The organism is Pseudomonas sp. GX19020 (genome assembly GCF_023371075.1).
Classification (GTDB): Bacteria; Pseudomonadota; Alphaproteobacteria; order Rhodobacterales; family Rhodobacteraceae; genus Pseudogemmobacter.
In genome coordinates this window covers 407,345-429,675 of the sequence record NZ_JAMCCR010000001.1, presented here as the reverse complement: position 1 = coordinate 429,675, position 22,331 = coordinate 407,345, and the positions used below count along the sequence as shown (strand labels likewise).

Below are 22,331 nucleotides of genomic sequence, written 5' to 3'. Positions count from 1 at the left end.
TTGTATTTCCGAAATTTCTACTGATCTGCCGGTATGGCCGGCATGCTCTGCCAGGTGGCAAAAGCTTCGGCGAGGCGGTTGGCGGCAACATCTTCGGGGCGTGGAGAGAAGCCAGCGTTCAGCATTTTACGCGCCAGAAGATGGTCGGCAGGCCGGTTGACCGAGTCGACCGCCAGCAGCCGGGATCCCGCGAAATGACAGACGGAAAACGCACCATCCTGCCCGGCGGGAAGAAGGATCTGCTGATCGGCACCGGTTGAAATGCCCGCCATCTGCAGCTTCTGATCGCCGATATCGGACCAGAACCATGGCAGGGCCACATAGGGGGTCACGCGCCCGCAGAGGGTTGCGGCAGCGGTTCTGGCCTGATCGGTTGCCGCCTGAACCGATTCCAGCCGCAGCAGCCGGCCGCTGGCCTGGTGCGGAAATCGGGCGCAGTCACCGATCGCGAGGATGTCGGAATCAGAGGTCTGCATCAGCCCGTCCACCAGGATGCCATTATCACAGTTCAGACCCGCCGCGCGGGCCAGCCCCGTATCAGGCTCCACCCCGATGCTGCTCACCAGCAGATCAGCCTCAATCCTTTCGCCCCCCGTCAGACGCATCTCATGGTGGTGTTCGCGGCCCGGGCCTATCATGCTCAGGCCTGAATTCAGATGAATGGTCACCCCTGCCGCCCGCAAGGTCGCCAGGATATGGGATGAAACCGCCGGTGCCACGACCCGGCCCAGCACCCGGTCTGACATCTCGGTCACGGTGACGGTCTTGCCCAGAGCGGCCAGGGTGGCTGCCAGTTCCAGCCCGATGAATCCGGCCCCCACAATCACGAGGCTGCGGCTGGCGGCGATCTGCGCACGCAGCGCTTCGGCATCCGCGACTGTGCGCAGCGCAGCGATCTGCGCGTCCTGAAGCCCGCCACCCTCCGGCAACGAGAGCGGGCGCGGGCGGGCGCCGGTTGCAAGGATCAGCTTGTCATATGGCTCTTCCCGGCCGCAGCTCAGCCGTATCCGATGCGCATCGGGCCGGATCTCTGCAACACGCACACCGCGTTCCAGTGTGATGTTGTTGGAGGTGTAGAAGCCTTCAGCGCGCAGCAGCTGGGGCCTGGGTTCCGGCTGTTTCAGAAAGGTCTTTGACAGTGGCGGCTTGTGATAGGGCAAGCTGTGCTCATCGGTCAGCACCCGGATCGGCCCGTCATAGCCTTCGAGCCGCAGACTGGCGGCAGCCTGGATGCCGGCATGGCCGGCGCCGATGATGATCGTCCCGGCAGCCATCAGATCTGCCTTTCGGCGACATGCAGGATCAGCCCGTCCAGTGCCGGTTCCATGATCAGCTGACAGGCCAGCCGGCTTTCGGGCCGCAGCTCAGCCGCCGCCATTTCCAGCATGCCCTGCTCCATTTCGCCGGGGGCACCGGCAATGCCGAGAAAGGCTGCGTCGAGATAGACGTGGCAGGTGGCACACATGCAGGAACCGCCGCATTCCGCCACGATCCCCCCGACATCATGCCGCATCGCCGCCTCCATCGCACTTTCATGCGGCATGGCTTCGATCTCGCGGCGGCTTCCATCGGGCTGAATGAAGGTAATATTGAGCATTTCGGTCCTGAGGGTCAGTTTGCGGCAGAAAGAGTGCTTAGCGTGGTGCGACCCGGCGCTGCCGCCAGCAGCTCCCTTGTATAGGGATGCTGCGGATCGCTGAGGATCGCGGAGGCCCGCCCCTGCTCGACGATGCGGCCCTTTTGCATGACGATGATGTCATCGCTGATCTGGGCCGCGACGCGCAGATCATGGGTGATGAAGAGGATCGCCAGATCCAGCCGGGCCTGGAGATCGCGCAGCAGTTCCAGCACCTGCGCCTGCACCGATACATCCAGCGCCGAGAGGCTTTCATCGGCGATCAGAACATCGGGCCGCATCGCCAGCGCCCGGGCAATACCGATCCTTTGCCGCTGCCCGCCGGAAAAGGCCGCCGGACGCCGCGCGTAAGCTGAGGCCTGCAGCCCGACGAGGGTCAAAAGCTCTTCGGCAACCGCGCGCGCCTTACGCGGCGGCGTGCCCGCGAGAATGGCCGCCCGCGCGATCATATCGCCGACCCGCCGTCGGGGGTTGAGGGATTCGAAAGGATCCTGAAAGATCATCTGAATGCGGCGCCGGCACTGCGCCAGATCACGCGGGTGCAGCGCAAGGATATCGGTTCCGCCGACCTCGACCCGGCCCGCTTTCGGTTCGATCAGACGGATCAGCGCCTTTGCAAGGGTAGATTTGCCCGAGCCGGATTCTCCGACAACCGAGAGAACGGTGCCGCGAAACAGCGTAAGGTTAATCTCATCAAGCGCGCGCATGGCCCCGAAGCTGTGGCAGAGCCCGGCAGCCTTCAGTGCGATCAGGCTGCGTTCCGGCGCCGGGCGCAGGCGTGGCGCCAGCCCCGGGATGGCGGCAATCAGACTGCGCGTATAGGGATGGCTTGCCGCCTCCAGCACGTCGCGCGCCGGGCCAAGTTCGACGATCACCCCGTCTTTCATCACGGCGATACGATCCGCGATATCGGCGACCACACCGAAATCATGGGTGATAAAGAGGATCCCGTGGTTATAGACGTCACGCAATTCACGGATCAGTTTCAGCACCTGCGCCTGGGTGGTCACATCAAGTGCGGTGGTCGGCTCATCGGCGACCAGAACTTTGGGGTTCAGCGCCAGGGCCATCGCAATGACCACCCGCTGACACTGACCGCCGGACAGGCAATGCGGGAATGAGGCAAGGATGCGGTCGGGATCCGGCAGATGCATTGCCTCAACCAGGGCACGGGCGCGCTTGCGGCGTTCGGCTGCGTCAAAATCGGAATGCAGCAGAAAGACTTCCTCGATCTGTTCCCCGACGGTCATTGCCGGGTTGAGCGAGGACATCGGCTCCTGAAAGATCATCGCGATATCGCGGCCGCGCATTTGCCGCAGCTGTGACTCGCTCAGCCCGGTCAGATCGGTGCCATTCAGCAGGATATGCCCCGCCACAACGTCAAGACCACGTGGCACTGCCCCCATCACCGCAGCGGAAAGGACCGATTTGCCGGAGCCGGATTCCCCGACAAGGCAGAGGATCTCGCCCGGGTACAGCTCAAGGCTGGCGCCCGAGACCGCCAGCGAACGGTCTGCACCCTCTGGCAGGCTGATGCTGAGATTTTCAAGCTTCAGAACCGGCCGGGGGGCGGTGGTGTCGCCGGGATTGACAGGATCGGTCATGACTGGCGCTCCATCCGGCCGGACACGTCTTTCAGACCGTCGGCCAGCAGGCTGAGACCAAGCATCAGCGAAGAGATCGCGAGGCATGGAAAGATGATAAGATAGGGAAATGCCATGGCCATCGCGCGGCCTTCATTGACCATGGAACCCCAGTCTGGTGTAGGAGGAGGCAGGCCAAGCCCGAGAAATCCGAGGGTCCCCAGTTTGATCGCAGTATAGCCGATCCGCAGGCAGAAATCGACGGCAAGCGGGCCAGTGGCATTTGGCAGAATATCCACCAGCATGATCCGCCAGGGGCTTTCGCCCTGGGTTCGGGCAGCGGCCACGAAATCACGGCTGGAGATATCGAGACTGATGGCCCGCACGATGCGGAAGATTGCCGGGGCGCTCGCGAATGTCACCGCGAGGATGATGTTGAGTGGCGAGGGCCCGATGACCACGATGATCAGGATGTAAAGCACAAGAACCGGGAACGAGAGCACGACATTGGCGATGAAAGACAGGACCATATCGGTGCGCCCGCGCTGATAGCCTGCGGCAAGTCCGGCACTGATCCCCACAGCATAGGCGGTCAGGGTGGCCAGTGTCGCATAGACCACCACGGTTCGGGCGCCGTAGATCAGCCGCGACAGGATATCGCGTCCCACGAGATCGGTGCCCAGCCAGAACATTCCGCCGGCCGGATCCGGGGTCAGCGGCTGTGCCAGTGGTTGCAGCATGCGCAGCGGATCATAGGGGGCGATCAGCGGCGCCAGCAGGGCGATGAGCAGCCAGGCGAGCGAGATGCCGCCCCCGATAAGCACCATTGGGTGGCGCAGATAGGCTTTGAGTTTGCTGTCAGGCATCTGTCACCCCCGCGCTGCGTTCAGCACCAGAGAGGCTGATGCGGGGATTGAGCCAGACATAGGCGAGGTCAGAGAGGATCTGAGACAGCACGACAACCACGACGCTGACCATGGCGCAGGCCTCGATCAGGTAGATATCGCTGTTCAGCGCCGCATCGTAGAGAAGCGAGCCGAAGCCTTTATAGGCAAAGAAAACCTCGACCACGATCACGCCGGAAAGCAGCCAGGGCACCTGCATCATCACCACGGTAGCGGGCACAATCAGCGCATTACGCAATGCATGGCGGAACACGATCCGGAAGGTGCCGGCCCCTTTCAGCCGGGCAGTGCGCACATAATGCGAGGCCATTACCTCGGCCATCGCGGTGCGCGTGATGCGTGCAAGATAACCGGTCGAGTAAAGCGCCAGAACGGCGACCGGCAGCACCAACTCGCTGAGGGAAAATCCGGTCAGCATGGTGCTGGTGCCGGGCAATACCCCAAGCCAGAACACAAAGATGGCCGAGAGCAGGACCGCCGAGGCAAAATCGGGCACAGAGGTCGAGAGGATCGCAAATACCGAAACAACGCGGTCCATCACCGAATTGGGCCGCATGCCGGCAATCACCCCCAGCAGAAGCGCGGTCGGGACCATCACCAGCAGGGCACAGGCGCCCAGCAGCAGCGAGGCGCCCAGCCTTGCCGGAATGATCTCGATCACCGGGGCCCGGAAGTGACTGGAGAGGCCCCAGTCACCTGACAGGAACGCGACAAGCCAGCGGCCGTAGCGCAGCACAAGCGGGTCACGATAGCCATTGGCCAAAAGCCAGGCCTCCCGCTGTTCTCCGGTCGAGAACTGCCCCAGCACCTTGGCGGCGACATCGTCGACATTCACCTCCAGCGCAAGGTAGACCAGTATCGAGACGGTCAGCATTGTTGCCGCAGCCCAGCCGAGCTTGCGGAGTAAAAAAGCAGTCATTCGCGTCCTGTTCTTTCCGGGGGTTCAGATCATTGCGTCTGATGCGGGCGTGGTGGTCTCAGGAAGTGACCCAGACCCGGTCCATCCGGTAGTAATGCGAGGGATGGAAATCATAATCCTGTACCCGTTCGGTGCAGGCCGAGAATTCCTTGGGCCAGAAGGGCTGCACGATAACGGCAGCATCGCGCAGAATGGTCTGGACCTCCTGCATGGCGGCCGCGCGCTCCTCCGGGTCGATGATCGTCATTGCCCTGTCGAGGGCTGCGTCAAATTCGGGGCTGGCAAAAGCACTCTCATTCCATGCACCGCCGCTGCGATAGGCAAGATTGAGCGTCATCACCCCCAGGGGCCGGTGCGCCCAATAGGTCAGGCCAAAAGGCACCTTGTTCCAGACCGGCCAGTATTGCGTCGAGGGCAGGACATTCAGCGTCAGCCGGATCCCCGCCTCTGCCAGATTTTGCTGCAGAACCTGGGCGGTATCCTGTTCCCATTTGCCCTGGGTATTGCCCAGCACCAGTTCCAGATCGATGCCGTTCGGGTAGCCGGCATCGGCCAGCAGCGCCCGCGCCTTTTCGACATCACGCGCAATAGGGGGCAGCGGGAAATGATCGGGGTGTTTGGGCGAGACATGATAATTGCCGCCGACCACGCCTTCTCCGCGATAGGCAATTGCCAGCATCTGATCATTGTCGGCGGCAAGCTGCACCGCCTGGCGCACCCTGATATCGTCGAAAGGTTTCTCATCGGTCTTCATCCGCATCACGATCGTATGCGCAGGTTCAGACCGCAGCAGACGGACGCCGGGAAGTTTGGAAATGATATCGACATCGGTGATCGCGGCGCGGAAGATCACATCGATCTGATCGCTGGCCAGCGCCGCAAGCTGTGTGGTCACATCTGCGCCGACATCGACATAGATGATCCGGTCAAGATAGGCCGGTTCTCCCCAGTAATCGGCGCGCTTTTCAAAGACCGCCTGACGGCTGACTTCATAGGTTTTCAGCGCGAAGGGACCGGTGCCGACCGGATTTGCCGGCCAATTGGCGCCGTTCTTTTCGAAATCGCGATGCAGCATCGGGCAATTATAAGCGTAAAGCTGTTCGGGCAGCGAAACGACACCGCGTGACAGCGTCAGGCGCAGCGAGTGTTCACCGGTCTTTTCGACTTTTTCGATCGCCGAAAAGGCGGTTTTGTTTGAGGATTGCGATTCAGGCGCGATCCAGCGCGCAATGTTGAACACCACATCATCGGCGGTGAACGCATCGCCATTTGACCATTTTGCGCGGTCATCCAGCTCGAAATCCCAGATTTTCAGATCATCTGAGGGCGTCCAGCTTTTGGCCAGATAGGGATGCGTGATGTTTTCGCTGTCGACATAGGTCAGGTATTCAAGGCTGTTGCGGAAAAGGTTTGAGGCCTCTGTCCAGCTGGTCAGCATCGGGTCGGTGATTTCCTGGACCGTCATGCCAAAGCGCAATTCGCCGCCCGCCACCGGCAGCTTTGTGTCATCAGCGCGTGCCGCCCCGCCGGTGATCCCGGTGAAGGCCGCCGCAGAAGCCGCCGAGACCCCGAGCCAGGACATCGTGCGCAGGAACGCCCGCCGGTCGAGGCCGTTATCGCTGTATTTCCGGCACAGATCTTCGACCTCCGGGTGAAGGGGCTTGCCGCTGTTCATTTTGAGAATGGTCATGACGTTCCTGTTGGCGAATTATTTTTTGATTTGCGGTCGGTCGCCGCTGCGAAATCCGGGATGGATGCAGCGCCCCCGCTTATTGCTGCAACCTAGGTGCAACATTTGCGCTGCCACAAGCAGAGTAATGAGATCGGGGGATCTATAAAAAGCAGGTCATGCTTATGTATTTTAAAACAATAAATTACACGAAATTCTGGCATGCGAGGCCCTGCCGGCCACCCCTGTCGGTCGGCAAGGTCGGAGCGCGCTCCGTCAAAATCTGGACCTGACCCGCCCGTCTTGTGACCGGCAGATCCGGGCCACTCTGTTGCCTCAGGTGCTGGCCCAGACGGGCCGCGGCCCGGCTCTGCCTACTGACCTGCTTCCCGGTCGGATTTGCAGAATTGCTGGATCAGCCAGTTCCGGAACAGCGCAACGGCCGTGTCCTCCAACGCTTCGGCATCACAGACCAGATAGTATCCATAGCCCGGTGTCAGCCGCAGCGGCGAAGGACAGATCAGGTTTCCCGAAGCGATCTCCGGCCGAAACGGGGTCGGGTCCAGCAATGCGATCCCATTGCCGTTCTGCGCATAACGGATCGCGAGCTCGGCCGTGTCAAAGGTCAGTCCTCGCGCAACAGTGCCGCGCAGACCGTGCACGCCGGCAAACTGCTTCCAGAGCGAAAAACGGTCACCGTCATCGACGCGGACGTGCAAAAGCTCGTTGCGGCTGAGGAATGAATCCAGGGCTTCGCTGCTGTCCAGCGGACCCTCGCTTACCAGGTCGGGATGACAGATCAGGGTGCTTTCAACCTGCCAGAGCAGATTGATCACCTTATCGCTGATGATCGGGCGGGAGTAGATTACAGCAGCATCGGGCGGGTTGCTCTGATGCTGTGGCAGTGTCAGGCAACTGATGTCCAGCGTGATCCCCGGGCAGAGCTGGCGGAAATCCTTAAGCGCAGATACTGCCAGCAGGCTCGCGAAGCTCGGGGCGAAATAGATGCGCAGCACGCGCATTTCGGTGCTCTGTGCGCCAATCTCGTCGAGCGTCAGGCTCAGCCGGTCAAAGGATTTCCGCACCGAACTCAGCAGCTTTTCCGCCGCAGGCGTCAACTCGATGCCACGCGGGTGGCGCTCGAACAAAGACACACCCGCCGCATGTTCGAGGGTTGCGACATGGCGGGATAACGAGCTTTGCGCGACGTTCAGACTGTCGGCTGCGGCGCGGAAACTGCCCTGAAGCGCGACCTCCTCAAAGGCCCGAAGCGCGTTTAGGGGCAGGCGTCTGCGATCCATAGAATTGCCCCCGGAGGTTTTGGCGCAATACACGGCACCGCCGGGGGCATGTCAACCGGCCTGCTGCAGGGCAGAATCCGGAGCGGCGCAGCAGGGCCTTGTACCGGACCGCACTCCTGTGTCAGCGTGGCCGGCCCTTCGGCGCGCCGATCGCGATGTTGCGGCAGAACAGATCACCTCTCGATGACTTTGTTGCGCTATCCCTGTGAGCTTCGGTTTCATGTTTGTCAGTCAGCAGGTCAGATCGGCGCCACGAGCAAGCCCGCTCCCCTCTTCCGCACAACGAACTGGTCCGGCTACAGCCAGGCTCAGAAGCGCCGTGGCTCGCTGCCAGTATGGCTTGACCCGGGAATGTCATGGTTCGCGGCCCCGAACGGCAAGGCGGGTCATTCTGAGTGGCTTTCGGCAGCAGCCGTCCGGGCCGCCCTCATCAACCGCTACAACAACCACCGCTGCCATGAGAGTGCCGGCAACCTAAGCCCGGCAACGGCTGTTGTGGTGGTGACGAGAACATCCTGGCCAAAAGGAGATGCATCAAACTGCATATTACCTCAAACCGCCGCTTGAACCATCAGCCCAAGGCCGCATGATCTGAAACCGGTCAGACGCTGCCCTTCGCGCCAGAATTAGGCCGCCTGTTCCAAATCCTTTGACGACGAATATGTGCCACGTCGCTGTGTTGCCCCGGGGCGCGCCGCCGATCCATCACGTTGGCTCCATTGCACAAACAGGCGTGACTGCATCTGCCGCCGCCATGGGCATTCGCGGCCCGAATTCAGAGATCCCAGTAGGAATGCGCGCGTCCTTGCGGATCGGTAACAGTCCAGCTGCCATCCCTGTGGTCTTGCAGATAGCCGGGGCCAACCGGAACCTTTCCAAAACCGCCGGGAATGTCCAGGACATAGGTCGGCAGCGCCGTGCCGGAGAGCCGTCCCCGCAAAGCGGCAAAGATTTCCTGGCCCTCGTGCAGGCTCAGACGGAAATGGCCGGTGCCCTTCGCGAGATCGGGGTGATGCAGATAATAGGGCTTCACCCGGTTGCGGATCAAAGTACGGAACAACTGCTCCAGCGTGTCGGGATCGGCATTGACCCCCTTCAGCAGCACGGTCTGCGACAGGAGCGGCACGCCCGCCCGGGTCAGCCGCGCGAGTGCCGCACTGGCCGCAGGGGTAATCTCATCGGCATGGTTCGTATGCAGCACCAGCCAGACCACCGGCCGGATCTGCATCGCCTGCGTCAGGTCTTCGGTGATCTTCTCCGGCGCCACGACCGGGATGCGGGTATGGAAGCGGATCACCTCGACACTCGGGATCTCTGCCAGTCGGGCCAGCATATCCTTCAGGCGCCGCGCGGACAGGGTCAGCGGATCGCCGCCGGTCAGGATCACCTCCCAGATCTGCGGATGGTCGCGCAGATAGTCGAGCACGCGGGTGAATTCCGCCTCCTCCAGCTGACCGTTTTCGCCCACCGCCTCACGTCGGAAGCAAAAACGGCAATAGACCTCGCAGATCTGCGTCGTGTGCAGGATCACGCGGTCGGGGTAGCGATGCGTCAGGCCGGGCACCGGGCGATGCACGTCATCGCCAATCGGGTCGATCAGCTCTTCCGGGAGGATAGTCAGCTCGCGCGGGTCGGGAAGGAATTGCGCTCTGACACCGTCAGATTCTATCTGCCGCATCGCGGGGCTCAGCCGCACCCGGAATTCCGCCGCGACCTGCTCAAGCTCTGCCCGTTGGGCCCCGGGGCTCAGACCCTCGCGGATCAGCCCGTCAACAGTGGTCAGCGCGCCCTGAGCCTGCGCCTTGCCGGGGGGAGACTGGTCATTCATGGCGCGGGCAATAACCTCACCCGCGCCTCCCGGCAAGCGCGGGCTTTACTGCAGCCTCAGTTCCGCCGTCACCCTGCGCCATTCCGCCGGCCCGATCTGCCGGCGATGCGTGAAGCGCACGGAATGCAGCGGCCCTTCGATATTCGTCTGCCAGTATTCAATGAAGCGAAACAGTTCGGGGTAATCCGGCGCCAGATCATAAGTCTGCCAGATGAACGTGTTGAGCACCGACCTGTAATCCGGCATCCGGTAGAAAATCTCGGCCGTGGTGAGCCCGTAGCCTTGCAGCATGAGGCTGGTTTCGTTGTGCTGCCCCTCACCTGCCCGCCCCTCACCTGCCCGCCTGTCGCCGATCCGCCTGTCGCCTTCTTTCATGTTCTGTGCCTCCGCTCATCCTCCCGTTCAGGAAAGCATGACAGATATGAATATAAGGTCAATAAAATCAACGACCTGTCACTCGCCCTGCCCCTGTGATGACAGCAGAGATGACAGGAGACCGCCCCGACCATTGCGGCCACCATTGCACCCAATGGCTGGTATGGTGTAACTTCTGCTCAACTAAATGCGGGCCAGGGGACACGTTCCCGAAAGACCCGGCCGAGACAAAGAAGGCGTACCGTGTCAGACACTCCGGAAGATATTGAAAACGCTGGTGAAATCCCTGAAAAGCCGGTCTATCACGGCCCGCAGGTCGATATCACCCAGGAGATGCGGACCGCCTATCTCGACTACGCGATGTCGGTCATCGTCTCGCGCGCAATCCCCGATCTGCGCGACGGGCTGAAGCCGGTGCATCGCCGCGTGCTGTTCGCGATGCACGAAAGCAACAACGCCCATGACAAGCCCTATCGCAAATCGGCCCGTCCGGTCGGCGATACGATGGGCAAATACCACCCGCATGGCGACAGCTCGATTTACGACGCGCTGGTTCGGATGGCGCAGCCCTTCAGCATGTCGCTGAAACTCCTTGATGGGCAAGGGAATTTCGGGTCGATGGATGGCGATCCGCCAGCCGCGATGCGCTATACCGAAGTCCGGATGGACAAGCCCGCCGCCTTTCTGCTGGCCGATATCGACAAAGATACGGTCGATTTCCAGGACAATTACGACGGCAAGGACCGCGAGCCGACGGTGCTTCCCTCCCGCTACCCGAACATGCTGGTCAACGGCACCGAAGGGATTGCGGTCGGCATGGCGACGCGGATCCCGCCGCACAACCTCGGCGAGGTGATCGACGCCACGCTGGCGATGATAGAAAACCCGGATATCTCCATGGAATCGCTCATGGAAATGCTTCCGGCGCCAGATTTTCCGACCGGGGGTCTGATCCTTGGTCGTTCGGGCGTGCGCAAGGCCTATCTCGAAGGGCGCGGCTCGGTGATCATCCGGGCGAAAACCCATGTCGAAGAGTTGCGCAAAGATCGCTGGGCAATCATCGTCGATGAGATCCCCTATCAGGTCAACAAGGCCTCGATGATCGAGAAGATCGCCGAAGCGGTGCGCGACAAGCGGATCGACGGGATCTCCTCGATTGCCGACGAGTCGGACCGTGTCGGCGTGCGGGTGGTGATCGAGCTGAAACGCGACGCCACACCCGATGTGGTGCTGAACCAGCTCTGGCGGTTCTCGCCGATGCAGGTGCATTTCGGCTGCAATATGCTGGCGCTGGTGGGCGGCAAGCCCGAGACCCTGACGCTTCGGGATTTTCTCAGCCATTTCCTTGTGTTCCGCGAAGAAGTTGTCGCACGCCGCACCGCTTTCGAACTGCGGAAAGCGCGCGAGCGCAGCCATATTCTCTGCGGTCTCGCGGTTGCGGTGTCGAATGTCGATGAGGTTGTGGCGACGATCCGCTCCTCTGCCGATCCGGCCGAGGCGCGCGAGCGGCTGATGACCCGCAACTGGCCCGCGCATGATATCGCGGCCTATATCCGGCTGATCGACGATCCCGGCCATAAGATGAACGAGGATGGGACCTATAATCTCTCGGAGACCCAGGCCCGGGCGATCCTTGAACTGCGCCTGCAGCGCCTGACTGCGCTCGGCGTCAAGGAAGTGACCGACGAGCTGGAAGAACTTGCCGGCAAGATCAAGGATTTCCTTGATATTCTCTCGTCCCGTGATCGGATCATGGGGATCATTTCCGATGAGCTGACCGAAGTTCGCTCGCTCTTCGCCGTGCCGCGCCGCACCCAGATCGCCGATTGGGAAGGCGATATGGATGACGAGGATCTGATCGAGCGTGAGGATATGGTCGTGACCATCACCTCGGGCGGCTATATCAAGCGCACGCCGCTGGCCGAATTCCGCCAGCAGAACCGTGGCGGCAAGGGTCTGTCTTCCATGCAGACCAAGGAAGATGATGTCGTCACAACGCTTTTCGTAGCAAATACACATACCTGGCTCTTGTTCTTCACAACATCCGGTATGGTCTACAAACTCAAGACCTGGCGGCTTCCGGTGGCGGGCCGCAATGCCAAAGGCAAGGCGCTGGTCAATATCCTGCCGATCGATCCCGGCGTCTCTATCGCCGCGCTGATGCCGGTCGATGTGCCGGAAGACGAGTGGGACAAGCTGCAGATCGTTTTCGCAACCTCGGATGGCGATGTGCGGCAGAATGATCTGTCGGACTTCACCAATGTGATGCGCAATGGCAAGATCGCGATGAAACTGCCTGAAAACGTTACACTTGTGAACGCAGCCATCGCCGATGAGAATGATGACGTCATGCTGGTGACGGCATCGGGTCGCGCCATCCGCTTCTCGACGCAAGAGATCCGCGTGTTCAAGTCGCGCGGCTCGACCGGCGTGCGCGGCATCCGGCTGAACGGCGAGGATAAGGTCGTCTCGATGTCGATCATCCGCCATTTCGAAGCCGATCCGGCCGAGCGTGCCGCCTATCTGAAGCAGCGCCGCCTTGTCGCGGGTGTGACCGAAGAGATCGAGGCGGATGATGAGGACGTGGCCGCAGCGGGCCAGCTTTCGACCGAGCGTTATGCTGAAATGTCAGCGGCCGAGGATCTGATCCTCACCATCACCGCGCGCGGTCTCGGCAAGCTCTCGTCCAGCCATGACTACCCGGTGCGCGGTCGTGGCGGTCAGGGCGTGACCGCCTTCGCCAAATCCATGCCTGGTGGGCCGCTGGTGGCCTCCTTCCCGGTCGATCTTTCCGATCAGATCATGCTCGCGACTTCTTCCGGCCAGTCGATCCGGGTGCCGGTGGACCAGATTTCTTTCCGCTCGCGGTCGGCTGGGGGCGTGAAGGTTCTGAATACCGGCGGCGAGGAAGAGGTGGTTTCGGTCGCCCGCATCGCCGAGCAGGAGGGCGTCGGCGCGGCGGACACGACGGTTCCCGATACAGCGTCTTCTGACACGCCGGCGCCTGACGTGCCGCCCGAGACCGCCCCGGAATGATGTGACGGCCCGCCCCTGTGGCGGGCCGTTTCATTTTAACCCGATGGTAAATTTTCGCTGTTTCACTTGCTCCGGGCGGCTGGCCCGAGGGAGGAAACGGTGCATCTTTACCATTGCCTGATCGAACTGCGGCCGGAGGCACGGGCCCTGGCATTCGCGGCCGCCGTCGCCGCCTGGATGGATCATCTGCACGGCAAGGGCCTGGTGAGCGACTGGCGGCTTCTGCGTCGCAAACTGGGGCTTGCTTCGGGGCAGCATACCGATTTCCTGCTGGAGATTGAGCTGCCTGGCCTTGCCGGCCTCGACACCGCTTTCGCAGGTCTCGCCGCCAGCGATGATGAGGCGCTGCGCCGCTACGACCAGATGCATGGCATGATCGCCCATGCCGATGTCGGCCTCTACCGGAACTGGCCCGATCCTGCGCAACGCGAACGCATCGCCCTGATCTGAGGAGTTGAACTGTCGGCAAGGCAGGGCTACATCGCGAGCCATGGAAAAGCTCCACATCATCGGCGGCGGCATGGCCGGATCCGAGGCCGCCTGGCAGGCGGCTGAGGCCGGCGTCCCGGTCGTCCTGCACGAAATGCGCCCCTCTGTGGGCACATTCGCGCATCGCACCGGCGATTTCGCCGAAATGGTCTGTTCGAACTCCTTCCGCTCGGATGATGATGAGCGGAATGCCGTCGGCCTGCTGCATTGGGAAATGCAGGCGGCGGGCGGGTTGATCATGGAAATGGCCCGTCACCACCGTCTGCCGGCAGGTGGCGCATTGGCCGTTGACCGCGACGCCTTTTCGGCTTCGGTGACGGAACGGCTGCGCGCACATCCGATGATCTCATTCGACCCCGGCGAGATCCGCGCCCTTCCCGAAGACGGTCACTGGATCATCGCGACCGGCCCGCTGACCTCCGGCGCCCTGGCCGAAGCAATCCGCGCCGAGACCGGGGCGGACAGCCTCGCTTTTTTCGACGCCATCGCACCCATCGTTTACGCGGAATCGGTCGATATGTCGGTCGCCTGGCGCCAGTCCCGCTATGACAAGGGCGAGACCGAAGAGGAACAGAAGGCCTATCTCAACTGCCCGATGACGCGGGAGCAATATGAGGCTTTCATCGACGCGCTGCTGGCCGCCGAGAAAACCGAATTCCATGAAGGCGAAACGGCCGGCTATTTCGACGGCTGCCTGCCGATCGAGGTCATGGCCGAACGCGGGCGCGAGACGCTGCGCTTCGGGCCGATGAAGCCGGTCGGCCTGACCAATGAACATGATCCCGAAACCAAAGCCTATGCGGTGGTTCAGCTGCGCCGCGACAATGCGCTCGGGACGCTCTATAATATCGTGGGCTTCCAGACCAAGATGAAATACGGCGCACAAACCGCTGTTTTCAAAATGATTCCCGGACTTGAGAATGCTTCGTTTGCCCGTCTCGGCGGCATTCACCGCAATACATTCATCAACTCGCCGACGCTGCTCGATGGCCGGATGCGGCTGAAGTCTCGTCCGAATATCCGTTTCGCCGGTCAGATCACCGGGGTCGAGGGCTATGTCGAATCTGCTGCGATGGGCCTGCTCGCCGGCCGTATGGCAGCAGCTGAGATTAAGGGCCAGGATCTGCCGCCACCCCCTGCCGATACCGCGATGGGCGCGCTGATCACCCATATCACCGGTGGCGCCGAGGCAAAAACCTTCCAGCCGATGAATGTCAATTTCGGCCTCTTCCCCCCGATTGATGCCAAAGGCGGGCGCCGCGGTCGCAAGGATCGCTACAAGGCCTATACTGACCGCGCGAAAGACGCTTTCACAGAATGGCTCGGGTAACCCGTTTCGCGCCATCGCCAACCGGGCCGCTTCATCTGGGCCATGCATTCGCGGCGCTGACCGCAGCCGCGCGCGGTGATCGCTTTCTTCTCAGGATTGAAGATATCGATACCGCCCGCGCGCGGTCCGATTACGAGACCGCCATATATGATGATCTCAGCTGGCTGGGGCTGCACTGGGAAGCCCCGGTTCTGCGGCAGTCAGAGCGCCTTAACTTATACCGGCAAACAGTTGACAGTCTTGAAAAAAGCGGCCTGACCTATCATTGCACCTGCACCAGGGGCGATATTCGCGCCGCCCTTTCGGCGCCACAGGAAGGCGCGCCTGTGATCGGGCCGGATGGACCGGTCTATCCCGGCACCTGCCGCCATGCCGGCCACCGGGACGGCGCAATCCGTCTCGATATGGCGAAAGCCATGGCGCGCGCCGGCGACGTCACCTTCACCGATACAGGTCGTCAGCCGGGCCTTCATCGTCGCGATGCTGAACAGATGGTCGCTGAGATCGGCGATATTGTTCTGGCGCGCCGCGACATCGGGACCTCTTATCACATTGCTGTCGTGACCGATGACGCCGCCCAGGGCATCACCGAAATCACCCGTGGCGAAGACCTGTTCGAGGCCACCTTCATCCACGCCCTCCTGATCCGCCTGCTCGGCCTGCCCCAGCCGCTCTGGCATCATCATCGCCTGATCCGTGACGACAGCGGCAAGCGTCTTGCCAAGCGCGATGACGCCCGTGCGCTTGCAAAATACCGCGAGGACGGCGCTACGCCCGGTGATATCCGCCGGATGCTCGGCATGTCTCTTCCCGGAGACTGAGCACTCCCGCCAGAGGTGAAGGCAAGCCTCAGACTACCGGCTTCATCAGCTCGATCTCATCCCCGGTCTCTACCCCGGTATAAAAACACGACCGCCGGTTGGTATGGCAGGCCGGCCCGGTCTGATCCACAAGCGCCAGCAGACAATCGCGATCACAATCCACCCGGAGCCCGACCAGCCGCTGCACATGGCCCGAGCTTTCCCCCTTGATCCAGAACGCCTGACGCGAGCGCGACCAATAGGTCACCCTGCCCGTCTCTAGCGTCTTCGCCACCGCCTCTGCGTTCATCCAGGCCAGCATCAGCACCTCGCCTGTGTCATGCTGCTGAGCGATACAGGCGACCAGCCCATTGGCATCGAATTTCAGACTGGCGGGATCAAAGCTCATGGTCTTCTCCTTGGCGCGGACGCTTCGTCCGATTACATAGACGTCAGGCAAGGCAGGCCACAAGGGCAGCCTATCGGCAAAGGCGACGGCGATGAGCGACAGCGATCTGATCTCGCTATATTCCGGTAAGATTCTCGAACTGGCGGCGAATATCCCGCTGGCCGGACGGCTTGATGCGCCACAGGGAAGCGCGAAAAAGCGCTCTCCCACCTGCGGATCGACCGTGACGGTCGACCTGACGCTGCAGGACGGACGGGTTGCGGAATATGCGCAAGAGGTGCGGGCCTGCGCCCTCGGCCAGGCCTCTGCCGCGATTTTTGGCCGTGCTGTGATCGGGCGCAGCGCGCAGGACCTGCATCAGGCCCGCGACGCCGTTGCCGCCATGCTGAAAGACGGAGCTGAACCGCCGCCCGCGCCTTTCGATCTTTACGAGGTGCTGATCCCGGCGCGGGACTTCCGCAATCGTCATGCCTCGATCCTGCTGGTGCTCGACGCCGCCTGCGAAGCTGTCGACAAAGCCCGGCAGGCCTAAAAAAAACCGCCGCGCGTCGGGATATGACGGCGGCGGAAGTCAAGCGTGTCTGGGACATGCGGGGATCTGCGGGACAGGTGCAGATCAGGGGCCTTCGGATCGGGACAGAGAAGGCCGGTGCATGTCTGGGGTCAGACCGCAGGCAGAAACTCGTATGCGCTCAGCCAGCGACGGGCAGCGCGAGGGCAACAAACAAAAGCGCGAAGAGGGCAAAGACGCCAAGAATATCCTCGGCCGCGCGGATATCTGCGCTGCGGCGAACGGCTTTCAGTCGGGCGATCATCTTCACTTCCTCCTGCTCTCTGTTTTGTTGCCATATTGTTCTCACATGATTCATGAGTTGTAAAGAACTAAAGTGGAACATTTGAGAACATAACAGGTTGCAGGTGTTCTCCTTATGCGGCGGACGCCTCCACGCCCGCCGAATACGGGTTCAGCCGACCGTCAAAAGCCGGATCGCCCGATCCTGATCCAGCAGCCACAAAAGATGTCGTGCCGCTTTACCGCGCGGGCTGTCGAGCGTCGGATCATCGTGCAAAAGTTTGCGCGCATCCGATTGCGCCACCGCCATCAGCGCCGATTGCCGTTCCAGATCGGCGACGCGGAACCTGGGCAGGCCCGATTGCGCGGTGCCGATCAGATCCCCGGCACCGCGCATCGCGAGATCTTCCTCGGCGATGCGGAAGCCGTCTTCCGTATCGCGCAGCGTCTTGAGACGGCGCTCGCCGCTTTCACTCAAGGGCGGCTGATACATCATCAGACAGGTCGATTCCGCGGCCCCTCGCCCGACCCGCCCCCGGAGCTGATGCAGTTGTGCAAGGCCGAAGGTCTCGGCGCGCTCGATCACCATGATCGAGGCATTGGGCACGTTGACCCCGACCTCGATCACCGTCGTCGCCACCAGAACGCCGGTCTCTCCGGCCACAAACCGCGCCATAGCGGCATCCTTGGCCGCAGGCGGCATCTGTCCATGAACCAGCCCGACCCGACCCTCACCCAAAGCGGCGCGCAGATGGGCAAACCGTTCCTCGGCCGAGGCCAGATCAACAAGCTCGCTTTCCTCGACCAGCGGGCAGACCCAATAGGCCTGACGCCCGGCTGCCACCGCCTGGGCCAGATGGGCCACCACCTCGTCAATCCGGCTTGTGGTCACCAGCACCGTCCTGACCGGTTTGCGGCCCGGCGGTTTTTCATCCAGCACCGAGACGTCCATATCGCCGTAAGAGGCCAGGGCAAGGCTGCGCGGAATCGGTGTCGCGGTCATCACCAGCACATCCGCCGCCTCGCCCTTGGCGCCCAGTTCCATCCGCTGTGCCACGCCAAAGCGATGCTGTTCATCGATCACTGCGAGACGCAGATTATGAAAAACCACGTCCTTCTGGAAAACGGCATGGGTGCCGACCAGGATCTGGATCTCTCCCGCCGCAAGAGCCGCCAGTTTGGCCACCCGGTCACTGCCCCGGTCGCGCCCGGTCAGGAGTTCCATCCGGATGCCGGCCTTGCCTGCGAGATCCGCCAGCCCCTCATAATGCTGGCGCGCGAGGATCTCGGTCGGAGCCATCAGCACACCCTGCCCGCCCGCCTCGACCGCCACCGCCAGTGCCATCAGCGCCACCAGCGTTTTTCCGGCACCGACATCGCCCTGCAACAGCCGGTTCATCCGCAACGGCGCGGCCATATCTGCGGCGATCTCGGTAACCGCACGCTGCTGCGCGGCTGTCGGCCGATAGGGAAAACCGGCTAAAAGCCGCGCGCGCAGCCCTCCATCGCCCCGGCTCTGAATCCCACGCCCGCGCCGCATCCGCGCCCGCGCAAGTGACAGCGTCAGCTGATGCGCGAATAGTTCATCATAGGCGAGCCGCGCCCGGGCCGGATCTTCCGCCGCCAGATCCTGCGTGCTTGTGGGACGATGGGCCTGGGTGATCGCGGCAGACCAGGCAGGCCAGCCCTCGCGCGCCATCAGCCCGGGGTCGATCCATTCCGCCAGATCCGGCAACCGGGCCAGCGCCGAAACCATCGCTTTCTGCACCGTTTTCTGCGTGATGCCTGCCGTGAGTGGATAGACCGGTTCCCATCCCGGCAGCGATCCCGCCTCTTCCGGTGCCAGCACGTGATCGGGATGCACGATGCGGATCGCAAAATCAGTGGCTTCGGCCTTGCCGGAAATCACCCGGCGCACGCCCTCCGGCAGGATGCGCTGCAGATAATCACCGCGCGCATGGAAGAAGACCAGTTCCAGCGCCGCGCCCTCATCATCGCGGCAATGCACCACTGTCGGCGCCGAGCGGGTGCGCCCCGGCTGATGGCGCAGCACCTCGACCGCGATGGTCACCGTTGTGGGCAAAACATAGTCGCGAATGCCGGCGCGCAGACTGCGATCGATGCCGCTGTAAGGCAGCAGGTACAAAAGATCCTTCGGGCGGCTGACCGCCAGCCCTTCAAACGCCTTCGCGCTTTTTGCACCGACGCCGTCCAGCGTCTCCAGATCCGCGAAAAGCGGAAAGAGCGCCTCAGGACGGCTCATGCGCCGGTCTCTCCTGGCTGACCAGCCGCCAGATCGCCGATCAACACGAGCCAGCCATCCTCATCGAGCGTGCGGATGTTCAGCTTTGCCGCTTCCTTCAGCTTGGAGCCGGCGCCGGGCCCGGCCACCAGAAGATCGGTTTTGGCTGAAACCGAACCCGCAACCTTCGCCCCCAGCGATTCTGCGCGGGCCTTGGCCTCGGCCCGGGTCATTTTCTCAAGCGAGCCGGTGAAAACGACGGTCAGGCCCGCCACCGGGCTTTGGGTCGCTCGTTTAGCTGGCGGAGTGATCTCTTTAAGCTGCGCCACGAGATCATCGACCGCCTGGCGCTCATGCCCGCCAGGCGCCAGCGCGGTCACCAGCGAGACCGCCAGAACCGCGCCGATCCCGTCGATTGACAAAAGCTCCTGCCAGGCGGCAAGCGTCGCCGGGTCCAGCGCATCCTGATCCCAGATCACCGCACGGGCCTTTGCCGGCTGCGCCCGCCGCCCCGCATCACGGGCGGCGATACGCTCTTCCGCCTCGGCCTCATCCGCCGCGATCTGGCGCAAGGCGGCCGGATGGGCGATGTCGATGGCCGATGCCAGGAAGGTCCAGGACTGGTAATGCCGCGCCAGATCCCGCGCGGCCACCTCACCGACATCACGGATGCCAAGCGCGAAGAGGAAGCGTTCAAAGCCTATCGTCCGGCGCTCGTCGATAGCGGCCCAGAGCTTCCTGACCGAGGTCTCGCCAAAACCATCGCGGTTCTTCAGCTTTTGCAGCGGGTTAGCGGTGTCACGAGCCTCAAGCGTAAAGATATCAGCCGGCGTTTTCACTGGCAGAAGATCATCGAGATAGAACAGCTCAACCTGTTTCGCGCCGAGGCCCTCAATGTCAAATGCATTGCGACTGACGAAATGTTTCAGCCTTTCAACACCTTGCGCGGGACAGATCAGTCCGCCAGTGCAGCGACGCACGGAATCTTCGGGGGCACGGATCGCCGGGCTGCCGCATTGCGGACAGGTCTCGGGGAAGACATAGGGGATCGCGCCTTCGGGCCGTTTCGCCAGATCGACATCCGCAATCTTCGGGATCACATCACCGGCACGGTAGACCTGGACGAAATCGCCGATCCGGATATCCTTGCCGCCGCGGATCTCTTCCCCGGCCGAATTGCGGCCATGAATGTAATCCTCATTATGCAGCGTGGCATTCGAGACCACCACACCACCCACCGTCACCGGCACCAGACGTGCAACCGGCGAGAGCGCGCCGGTGCGACCGACCTGAATGTCGATGGCCTCAAGCCAGGTCCAGGCGAGTTCGGCCGGGAATTTATGCGCAATCGCCCAGCGGGGCGTGGTCGAGCGAAACCCCAGCCGCGCCTGCAGCGCCAGATCATCAACCTTGTAAACCACGCCGTCGATGTCATAGCCAAGCCCGGCCCGCAATTCACCGATATGGCGATACTGCGCCAGCATTTCCTCTGGCCCCGCACAAAGCCGTGTCAGAGGATTGGTCTGGAACCCCAGTTCCGCAAGGCGCCGGATCGCGCCCGACTGGCTGTTCGCGAGGGGCGCCGACACCTCCCCCCAGGCATAGGCAAAGAACTTGAGCGGGCGGCTCGCGGTGATCCGCGCATCGAGCTGGCGCAGGCTGCCAGCGGCCGCATTGCGCGGATTGGCAAAGGTTTTTTCCCCGAGCTCTTCCTGGCGGCTGTTCAGCGCCGCGAAATCCGCATGGGACATATAGACCTCGCCCCGCACCTCCATAATCTCCGGCGCCCCGGAAACCATATGCGGGATATCGGCAATCGTGAGCGCATTCGCGGTCACATTCTCCCCCGTTGCGCCATCCCCCCTGGTCGCGGCCTGGACCAGCCGCCCCGATTCGTAGCGCAAGGAAAGCGAGAGCCCGTCTATCTTCGGCTCTGCAGTATAGCTCACCCCGCCGGAATGGTTGAGGAAGGACCGTACCCTGTCGTCGAAATCCGAGACATCGCTGTCATCGAACGCATTTTCGAGACTGAGCATTGCGACGCGATGCGCAACCTTGCCGAACCCCTCCACCGGCGCAGCGCCAATCTGATCACTGGCACTGTCAGCCCGTTTCATCGCGGGAAAGCGCGCCTCGATCGCCGCATTGCGGCGCTTCAGCTGATCATATTCCGCATCGCTGATCACCGGAGCATCTTCGGCGTGATAGGCATGATTCGCGCCGGCAAGCTTCTGCGCCAGCATATTCAGCTCGGCCCGGGCCTCTGCTTCACTGAGATCTTCGACTGCTCTGGCTTCCATTGCCCCCTCCGCCCGGTTCGGCCCAAACCTAGGACCTGACCACCAGGAGGTAAAGCACCACACGCGCCTTGCAGCGGCACAGCCATGCCGGACCCGGTCACACCGAAAGCGCAGGACATCGGCCTTGCCGGGGCAAAGCCGATGCGAGCCTGATCAGGCCGTTGCCGCGAGGCGCCCGCCGCCGCGGTCCCCTTCCGGATCACGCAGCACATATCCTCGGCCCCAGACGGTCTCGATATAACTTTCGCCGCCGGTGGCTTCGCTCAGTTTCTTGCGCAATTTACAAATAAAAACGTCAATGATTTTAAGCTCCGGCTCATCCATGCCGCCATAAAGATGATTAAGGATCAGAAATACAATTGAGCGTTATCAGTGGGTTGAGTTTTTTTAGGTATCAGGACATAGCACGAACATATCGGGAATTTTGAAAGGGCTACCAGCCACTACGCGAGAACTGTTAGTCAGGCCTGAGTCGCGGCGCAACGCAGTGATACGGCTGCGATCAAATCCGCCCGAAACCCCGACCAGACCTGATCACCAGCAACCACCAGCGGACCCTGACGCGCCCCGACGATCAAGGCCAGCCGCTCGACCTCTTCCGGCCAGTCAGCTCCTGCCCGCTCTTCATAAGCCAGCCCAGCCCGGTCCAGAGCGCGTTTCGTCGCAACGCACGGGCCACAGCCCGGCGAGGTGTAGAGGATGATCATGGTGTTGGT

General features: G+C 62.2%; 20 protein-coding genes and 1 pseudogene. 6 read left to right on the top strand and 15 right to left on the bottom strand.

What is annotated here, in order from left to right; all coding sequences use genetic code 11:
* Positions 1–17: 17 nt before the first annotated feature.
* The 7 genes from M3484_RS02165 to M3484_RS02135 form a co-directional block, all read right to left on the bottom strand.
* On the bottom strand, positions 18–1,274 hold the full coding sequence (locus tag M3484_RS02165; RefSeq protein ID WP_249495571.1) for an NAD(P)/FAD-dependent oxidoreductase: 1,257 nt from the start codon (positions 1,272–1,274) through the stop codon (positions 18–20).
* Positions 1,274–1,597 carry a 2Fe-2S iron-sulfur cluster-binding protein gene (locus M3484_RS02160; protein WP_092897627.1) on the bottom strand — a complete coding sequence of 108 codons (324 nt, stop codon included), beginning with the start codon at positions 1,595–1,597 and terminating at the stop codon, positions 1,274–1,276. The genes M3484_RS02165 and M3484_RS02160 overlap by 1 nt, the downstream gene beginning before the upstream one ends.
* Positions 1,598–1,611: 14 nt before the next feature.
* Positions 1,612–3,240, bottom strand: a complete 1,629-nt coding sequence (locus M3484_RS02155; protein ID WP_249495570.1) for a dipeptide ABC transporter ATP-binding protein — start codon at positions 3,238–3,240, stop codon at positions 1,612–1,614.
* Positions 3,237–4,085 carry an ABC transporter permease gene (locus M3484_RS02150; protein ID WP_249495569.1) on the bottom strand — a complete coding sequence of 283 codons (849 nt, stop codon included), beginning with the start codon at positions 4,083–4,085 and terminating at the stop codon, positions 3,237–3,239. The genes M3484_RS02155 and M3484_RS02150 overlap by 4 nt, the downstream gene beginning before the upstream one ends.
* Positions 4,078–5,043: an ABC transporter permease gene (locus M3484_RS02145; protein WP_249495568.1), complete on the bottom strand. Its 966-nt coding sequence runs from the start codon at positions 5,041–5,043 to the stop codon at positions 4,078–4,080. Before M3484_RS02145 ends, M3484_RS02150 begins: the two co-directional genes overlap by 8 nt.
* A gap of 58 nt (positions 5,044–5,101) precedes the next feature.
* A complete protein-coding gene (locus tag M3484_RS02140; RefSeq protein ID WP_249495567.1) occupies positions 5,102–6,733 on the bottom strand; it encodes an ABC transporter substrate-binding protein in 1,632 nt (543 codons plus the stop codon).
* 353 nt (positions 6,734–7,086) lie between these two features.
* The gene (locus M3484_RS02135; RefSeq protein ID WP_249495566.1) at positions 7,087–8,013 is read right to left on the bottom strand and encodes a LysR family transcriptional regulator; all 927 of its coding nucleotides are present in this window, start codon (positions 8,011–8,013) and stop codon (positions 7,087–7,089) included.
* A 243-nt stretch (positions 8,014–8,256) separates the two neighbouring features.
* On the opposite strand from M3484_RS02135, the pseudogene M3484_RS02130 reads away from it, so the two are divergent.
* Positions 8,257–8,442, top strand: a pseudogene (locus tag M3484_RS02130) (IS5/IS1182 family transposase); the annotation flags it as partial.
* A 346-nt stretch (positions 8,443–8,788) separates the two neighbouring features.
* Here M3484_RS02130 and M3484_RS02125 read toward each other — a convergent pair.
* Entirely contained in the window at positions 8,789–9,841 is a 1,053-nt protein-coding gene (locus tag M3484_RS02125) for a lysine-2,3-aminomutase-like protein (RefSeq protein WP_249495565.1), read from the bottom strand.
* A gap of 45 nt (positions 9,842–9,886) precedes the next feature.
* The gene (locus M3484_RS02120) at positions 9,887–10,216 is read right to left on the bottom strand and encodes an usg protein (protein WP_249495564.1); all 330 of its coding nucleotides are present in this window, start codon (positions 10,214–10,216) and stop codon (positions 9,887–9,889) included.
* Between the two features lie 243 nt (positions 10,217–10,459).
* Here M3484_RS02120 and gyrA point away from each other — a divergent pair, with 243 nt between their 5' ends.
* The 4 genes from gyrA to gluQRS all read left to right on the top strand — a co-directional run bounded on the left by gyrA (position 10,460) and on the right by gluQRS (position 15,892).
* Positions 10,460–13,252, top strand: coding sequence for a DNA gyrase subunit A (gene gyrA, locus M3484_RS02115; RefSeq protein WP_249495563.1), 2,793 nt, complete (start codon positions 10,460–10,462; stop codon positions 13,250–13,252).
* 99 nt (positions 13,253–13,351) lie between these two features.
* Positions 13,352–13,702 (top strand): DUF6614 family protein, encoded by a 351-nt coding sequence (locus tag M3484_RS02110; RefSeq protein WP_092897645.1) that lies wholly within the window; start codon positions 13,352–13,354, stop codon positions 13,700–13,702.
* Positions 13,703–13,742: 40 nt separating this feature from the next.
* Positions 13,743–15,071: a methylenetetrahydrofolate--tRNA-(uracil(54)-C(5))-methyltransferase (FADH(2)-oxidizing) TrmFO gene (gene trmFO / locus M3484_RS02105; protein ID WP_249495562.1), complete on the top strand. Its 1,329-nt coding sequence runs from the start codon at positions 13,743–13,745 to the stop codon at positions 15,069–15,071.
* The gene (gene gluQRS, locus M3484_RS02100) at positions 15,059–15,892 is read left to right on the top strand and encodes a tRNA glutamyl-Q(34) synthetase GluQRS (protein WP_249495561.1); all 834 of its coding nucleotides are present in this window, start codon (positions 15,059–15,061) and stop codon (positions 15,890–15,892) included. The genes trmFO and gluQRS overlap by 13 nt, the downstream gene beginning before the upstream one ends.
* Before the next feature lie 28 nt (positions 15,893–15,920).
* On the opposite strand, the gene hisI is transcribed toward gluQRS, so the two are convergent.
* The gene (gene hisI, locus M3484_RS02095; protein ID WP_249495560.1) at positions 15,921–16,280 is read right to left on the bottom strand and encodes a phosphoribosyl-AMP cyclohydrolase; all 360 of its coding nucleotides are present in this window, start codon (positions 16,278–16,280) and stop codon (positions 15,921–15,923) included.
* Positions 16,281–16,371: 91 nt separating this feature from the next.
* On the opposite strand from hisI, the gene M3484_RS02090 reads away from it, so the two are divergent.
* Positions 16,372–16,812 carry an iron-sulfur cluster assembly scaffold protein gene (locus tag M3484_RS02090; protein ID WP_249495559.1) on the top strand — a complete coding sequence of 147 codons (441 nt, stop codon included), beginning with the start codon at positions 16,372–16,374 and terminating at the stop codon, positions 16,810–16,812.
* 160 nt (positions 16,813–16,972) lie between these two features.
* On the opposite strand, the gene M3484_RS23545 is transcribed toward M3484_RS02090, so the two are convergent.
* From M3484_RS23545 to M3484_RS02070, 5 genes are all read right to left on the bottom strand, one after another.
* Positions 16,973–17,095 (bottom strand): hypothetical protein, encoded by a 123-nt coding sequence (locus M3484_RS23545; protein WP_283177946.1) that lies wholly within the window; start codon positions 17,093–17,095, stop codon positions 16,973–16,975.
* A gap of 150 nt (positions 17,096–17,245) precedes the next feature.
* On the bottom strand, positions 17,246–19,336 hold the full coding sequence (gene recG / locus M3484_RS02085) for an ATP-dependent DNA helicase RecG (RefSeq protein ID WP_249495558.1): 2,091 nt from the start codon (positions 19,334–19,336) through the stop codon (positions 17,246–17,248).
* A complete protein-coding gene (gene ligA, locus M3484_RS02080) occupies positions 19,333–21,615 on the bottom strand; it encodes an NAD-dependent DNA ligase LigA (protein WP_249495557.1) in 2,283 nt (760 codons plus the stop codon). The genes recG and ligA overlap by 4 nt, the downstream gene beginning before the upstream one ends.
* Positions 21,616–21,768: 153 nt before the next feature.
* Positions 21,769–21,963 (bottom strand): winged helix-turn-helix domain-containing protein, encoded by a 195-nt coding sequence (locus M3484_RS02075; protein WP_502942428.1) that lies wholly within the window; start codon positions 21,961–21,963, stop codon positions 21,769–21,771.
* A 113-nt stretch (positions 21,964–22,076) separates the two neighbouring features.
* A complete protein-coding gene (locus tag M3484_RS02070) occupies positions 22,077–22,322 on the bottom strand; it encodes a glutaredoxin family protein (RefSeq protein WP_249495556.1) in 246 nt (81 codons plus the stop codon).
* Positions 22,323–22,331 lie beyond the last annotated feature (9 nt).

Excerpts from the sequence above, each read along its gene's own strand:
- M3484_RS02165 (WP_249495571.1), bottom strand. The coding sequence starts at position 1,274 with ATGGCTGCCGGGACGATCATCATCGGCGCCGGCCATGCCGGCATCCAG.
- M3484_RS02160 (WP_092897627.1), bottom strand. The coding sequence starts at position 1,597 with ATGCTCAATATTACCTTCATTCAGCCCGATGGAAGCCGCCGCGAGATC.
- M3484_RS02155 (WP_249495570.1), bottom strand. The coding sequence starts at position 3,240 with ATGACCGATCCTGTCAATCCCGGCGACACCACCGCCCCCCGGCCGGTT.
- M3484_RS02150 (WP_249495569.1), bottom strand. The coding sequence starts at position 4,085 with ATGCCTGACAGCAAACTCAAAGCCTATCTGCGCCACCCAATGGTGCTT.
- M3484_RS02145 (WP_249495568.1), bottom strand. The coding sequence starts at position 5,043 with ATGACTGCTTTTTTACTCCGCAAGCTCGGCTGGGCTGCGGCAACAATG.
- M3484_RS02140 (WP_249495567.1), bottom strand. The coding sequence starts at position 6,733 with ATGACCATTCTCAAAATGAACAGCGGCAAGCCCCTTCACCCGGAGGTC.
- M3484_RS02135 (WP_249495566.1), bottom strand. The coding sequence starts at position 8,013 with ATGGATCGCAGACGCCTGCCCCTAAACGCGCTTCGGGCCTTTGAGGAG.
- M3484_RS02125 (WP_249495565.1), bottom strand. The coding sequence starts at position 9,841 with ATGAATGACCAGTCTCCCCCCGGCAAGGCGCAGGCTCAGGGCGCGCTG.
- M3484_RS02120 (WP_249495564.1), bottom strand. The coding sequence starts at position 10,216 with ATGAAAGAAGGCGACAGGCGGATCGGCGACAGGCGGGCAGGTGAGGGG.
- trmFO (WP_249495562.1), top strand. The coding sequence starts at position 13,743 with ATGGAAAAGCTCCACATCATCGGCGGCGGCATGGCCGGATCCGAGGCC.
- gluQRS (WP_249495561.1), top strand. The coding sequence starts at position 15,059 with ATGGCTCGGGTAACCCGTTTCGCGCCATCGCCAACCGGGCCGCTTCAT.
- hisI (WP_249495560.1), bottom strand. The coding sequence starts at position 16,280 with ATGAGCTTTGATCCCGCCAGTCTGAAATTCGATGCCAATGGGCTGGTC.
- M3484_RS02090 (WP_249495559.1), top strand. The coding sequence starts at position 16,372 with ATGAGCGACAGCGATCTGATCTCGCTATATTCCGGTAAGATTCTCGAA.
- M3484_RS23545 (WP_283177946.1), bottom strand. The coding sequence starts at position 17,095 with ATGATCGCCCGACTGAAAGCCGTTCGCCGCAGCGCAGATATCCGCGCG.
- recG (WP_249495558.1), bottom strand. The coding sequence starts at position 19,336 with ATGAGCCGTCCTGAGGCGCTCTTTCCGCTTTTCGCGGATCTGGAGACG.
- ligA (WP_249495557.1), bottom strand. The coding sequence starts at position 21,615 with ATGGAAGCCAGAGCAGTCGAAGATCTCAGTGAAGCAGAGGCCCGGGCC.
- M3484_RS02070 (WP_249495556.1), bottom strand. The coding sequence starts at position 22,322 with ATGATCATCCTCTACACCTCGCCGGGCTGTGGCCCGTGCGTTGCGACG.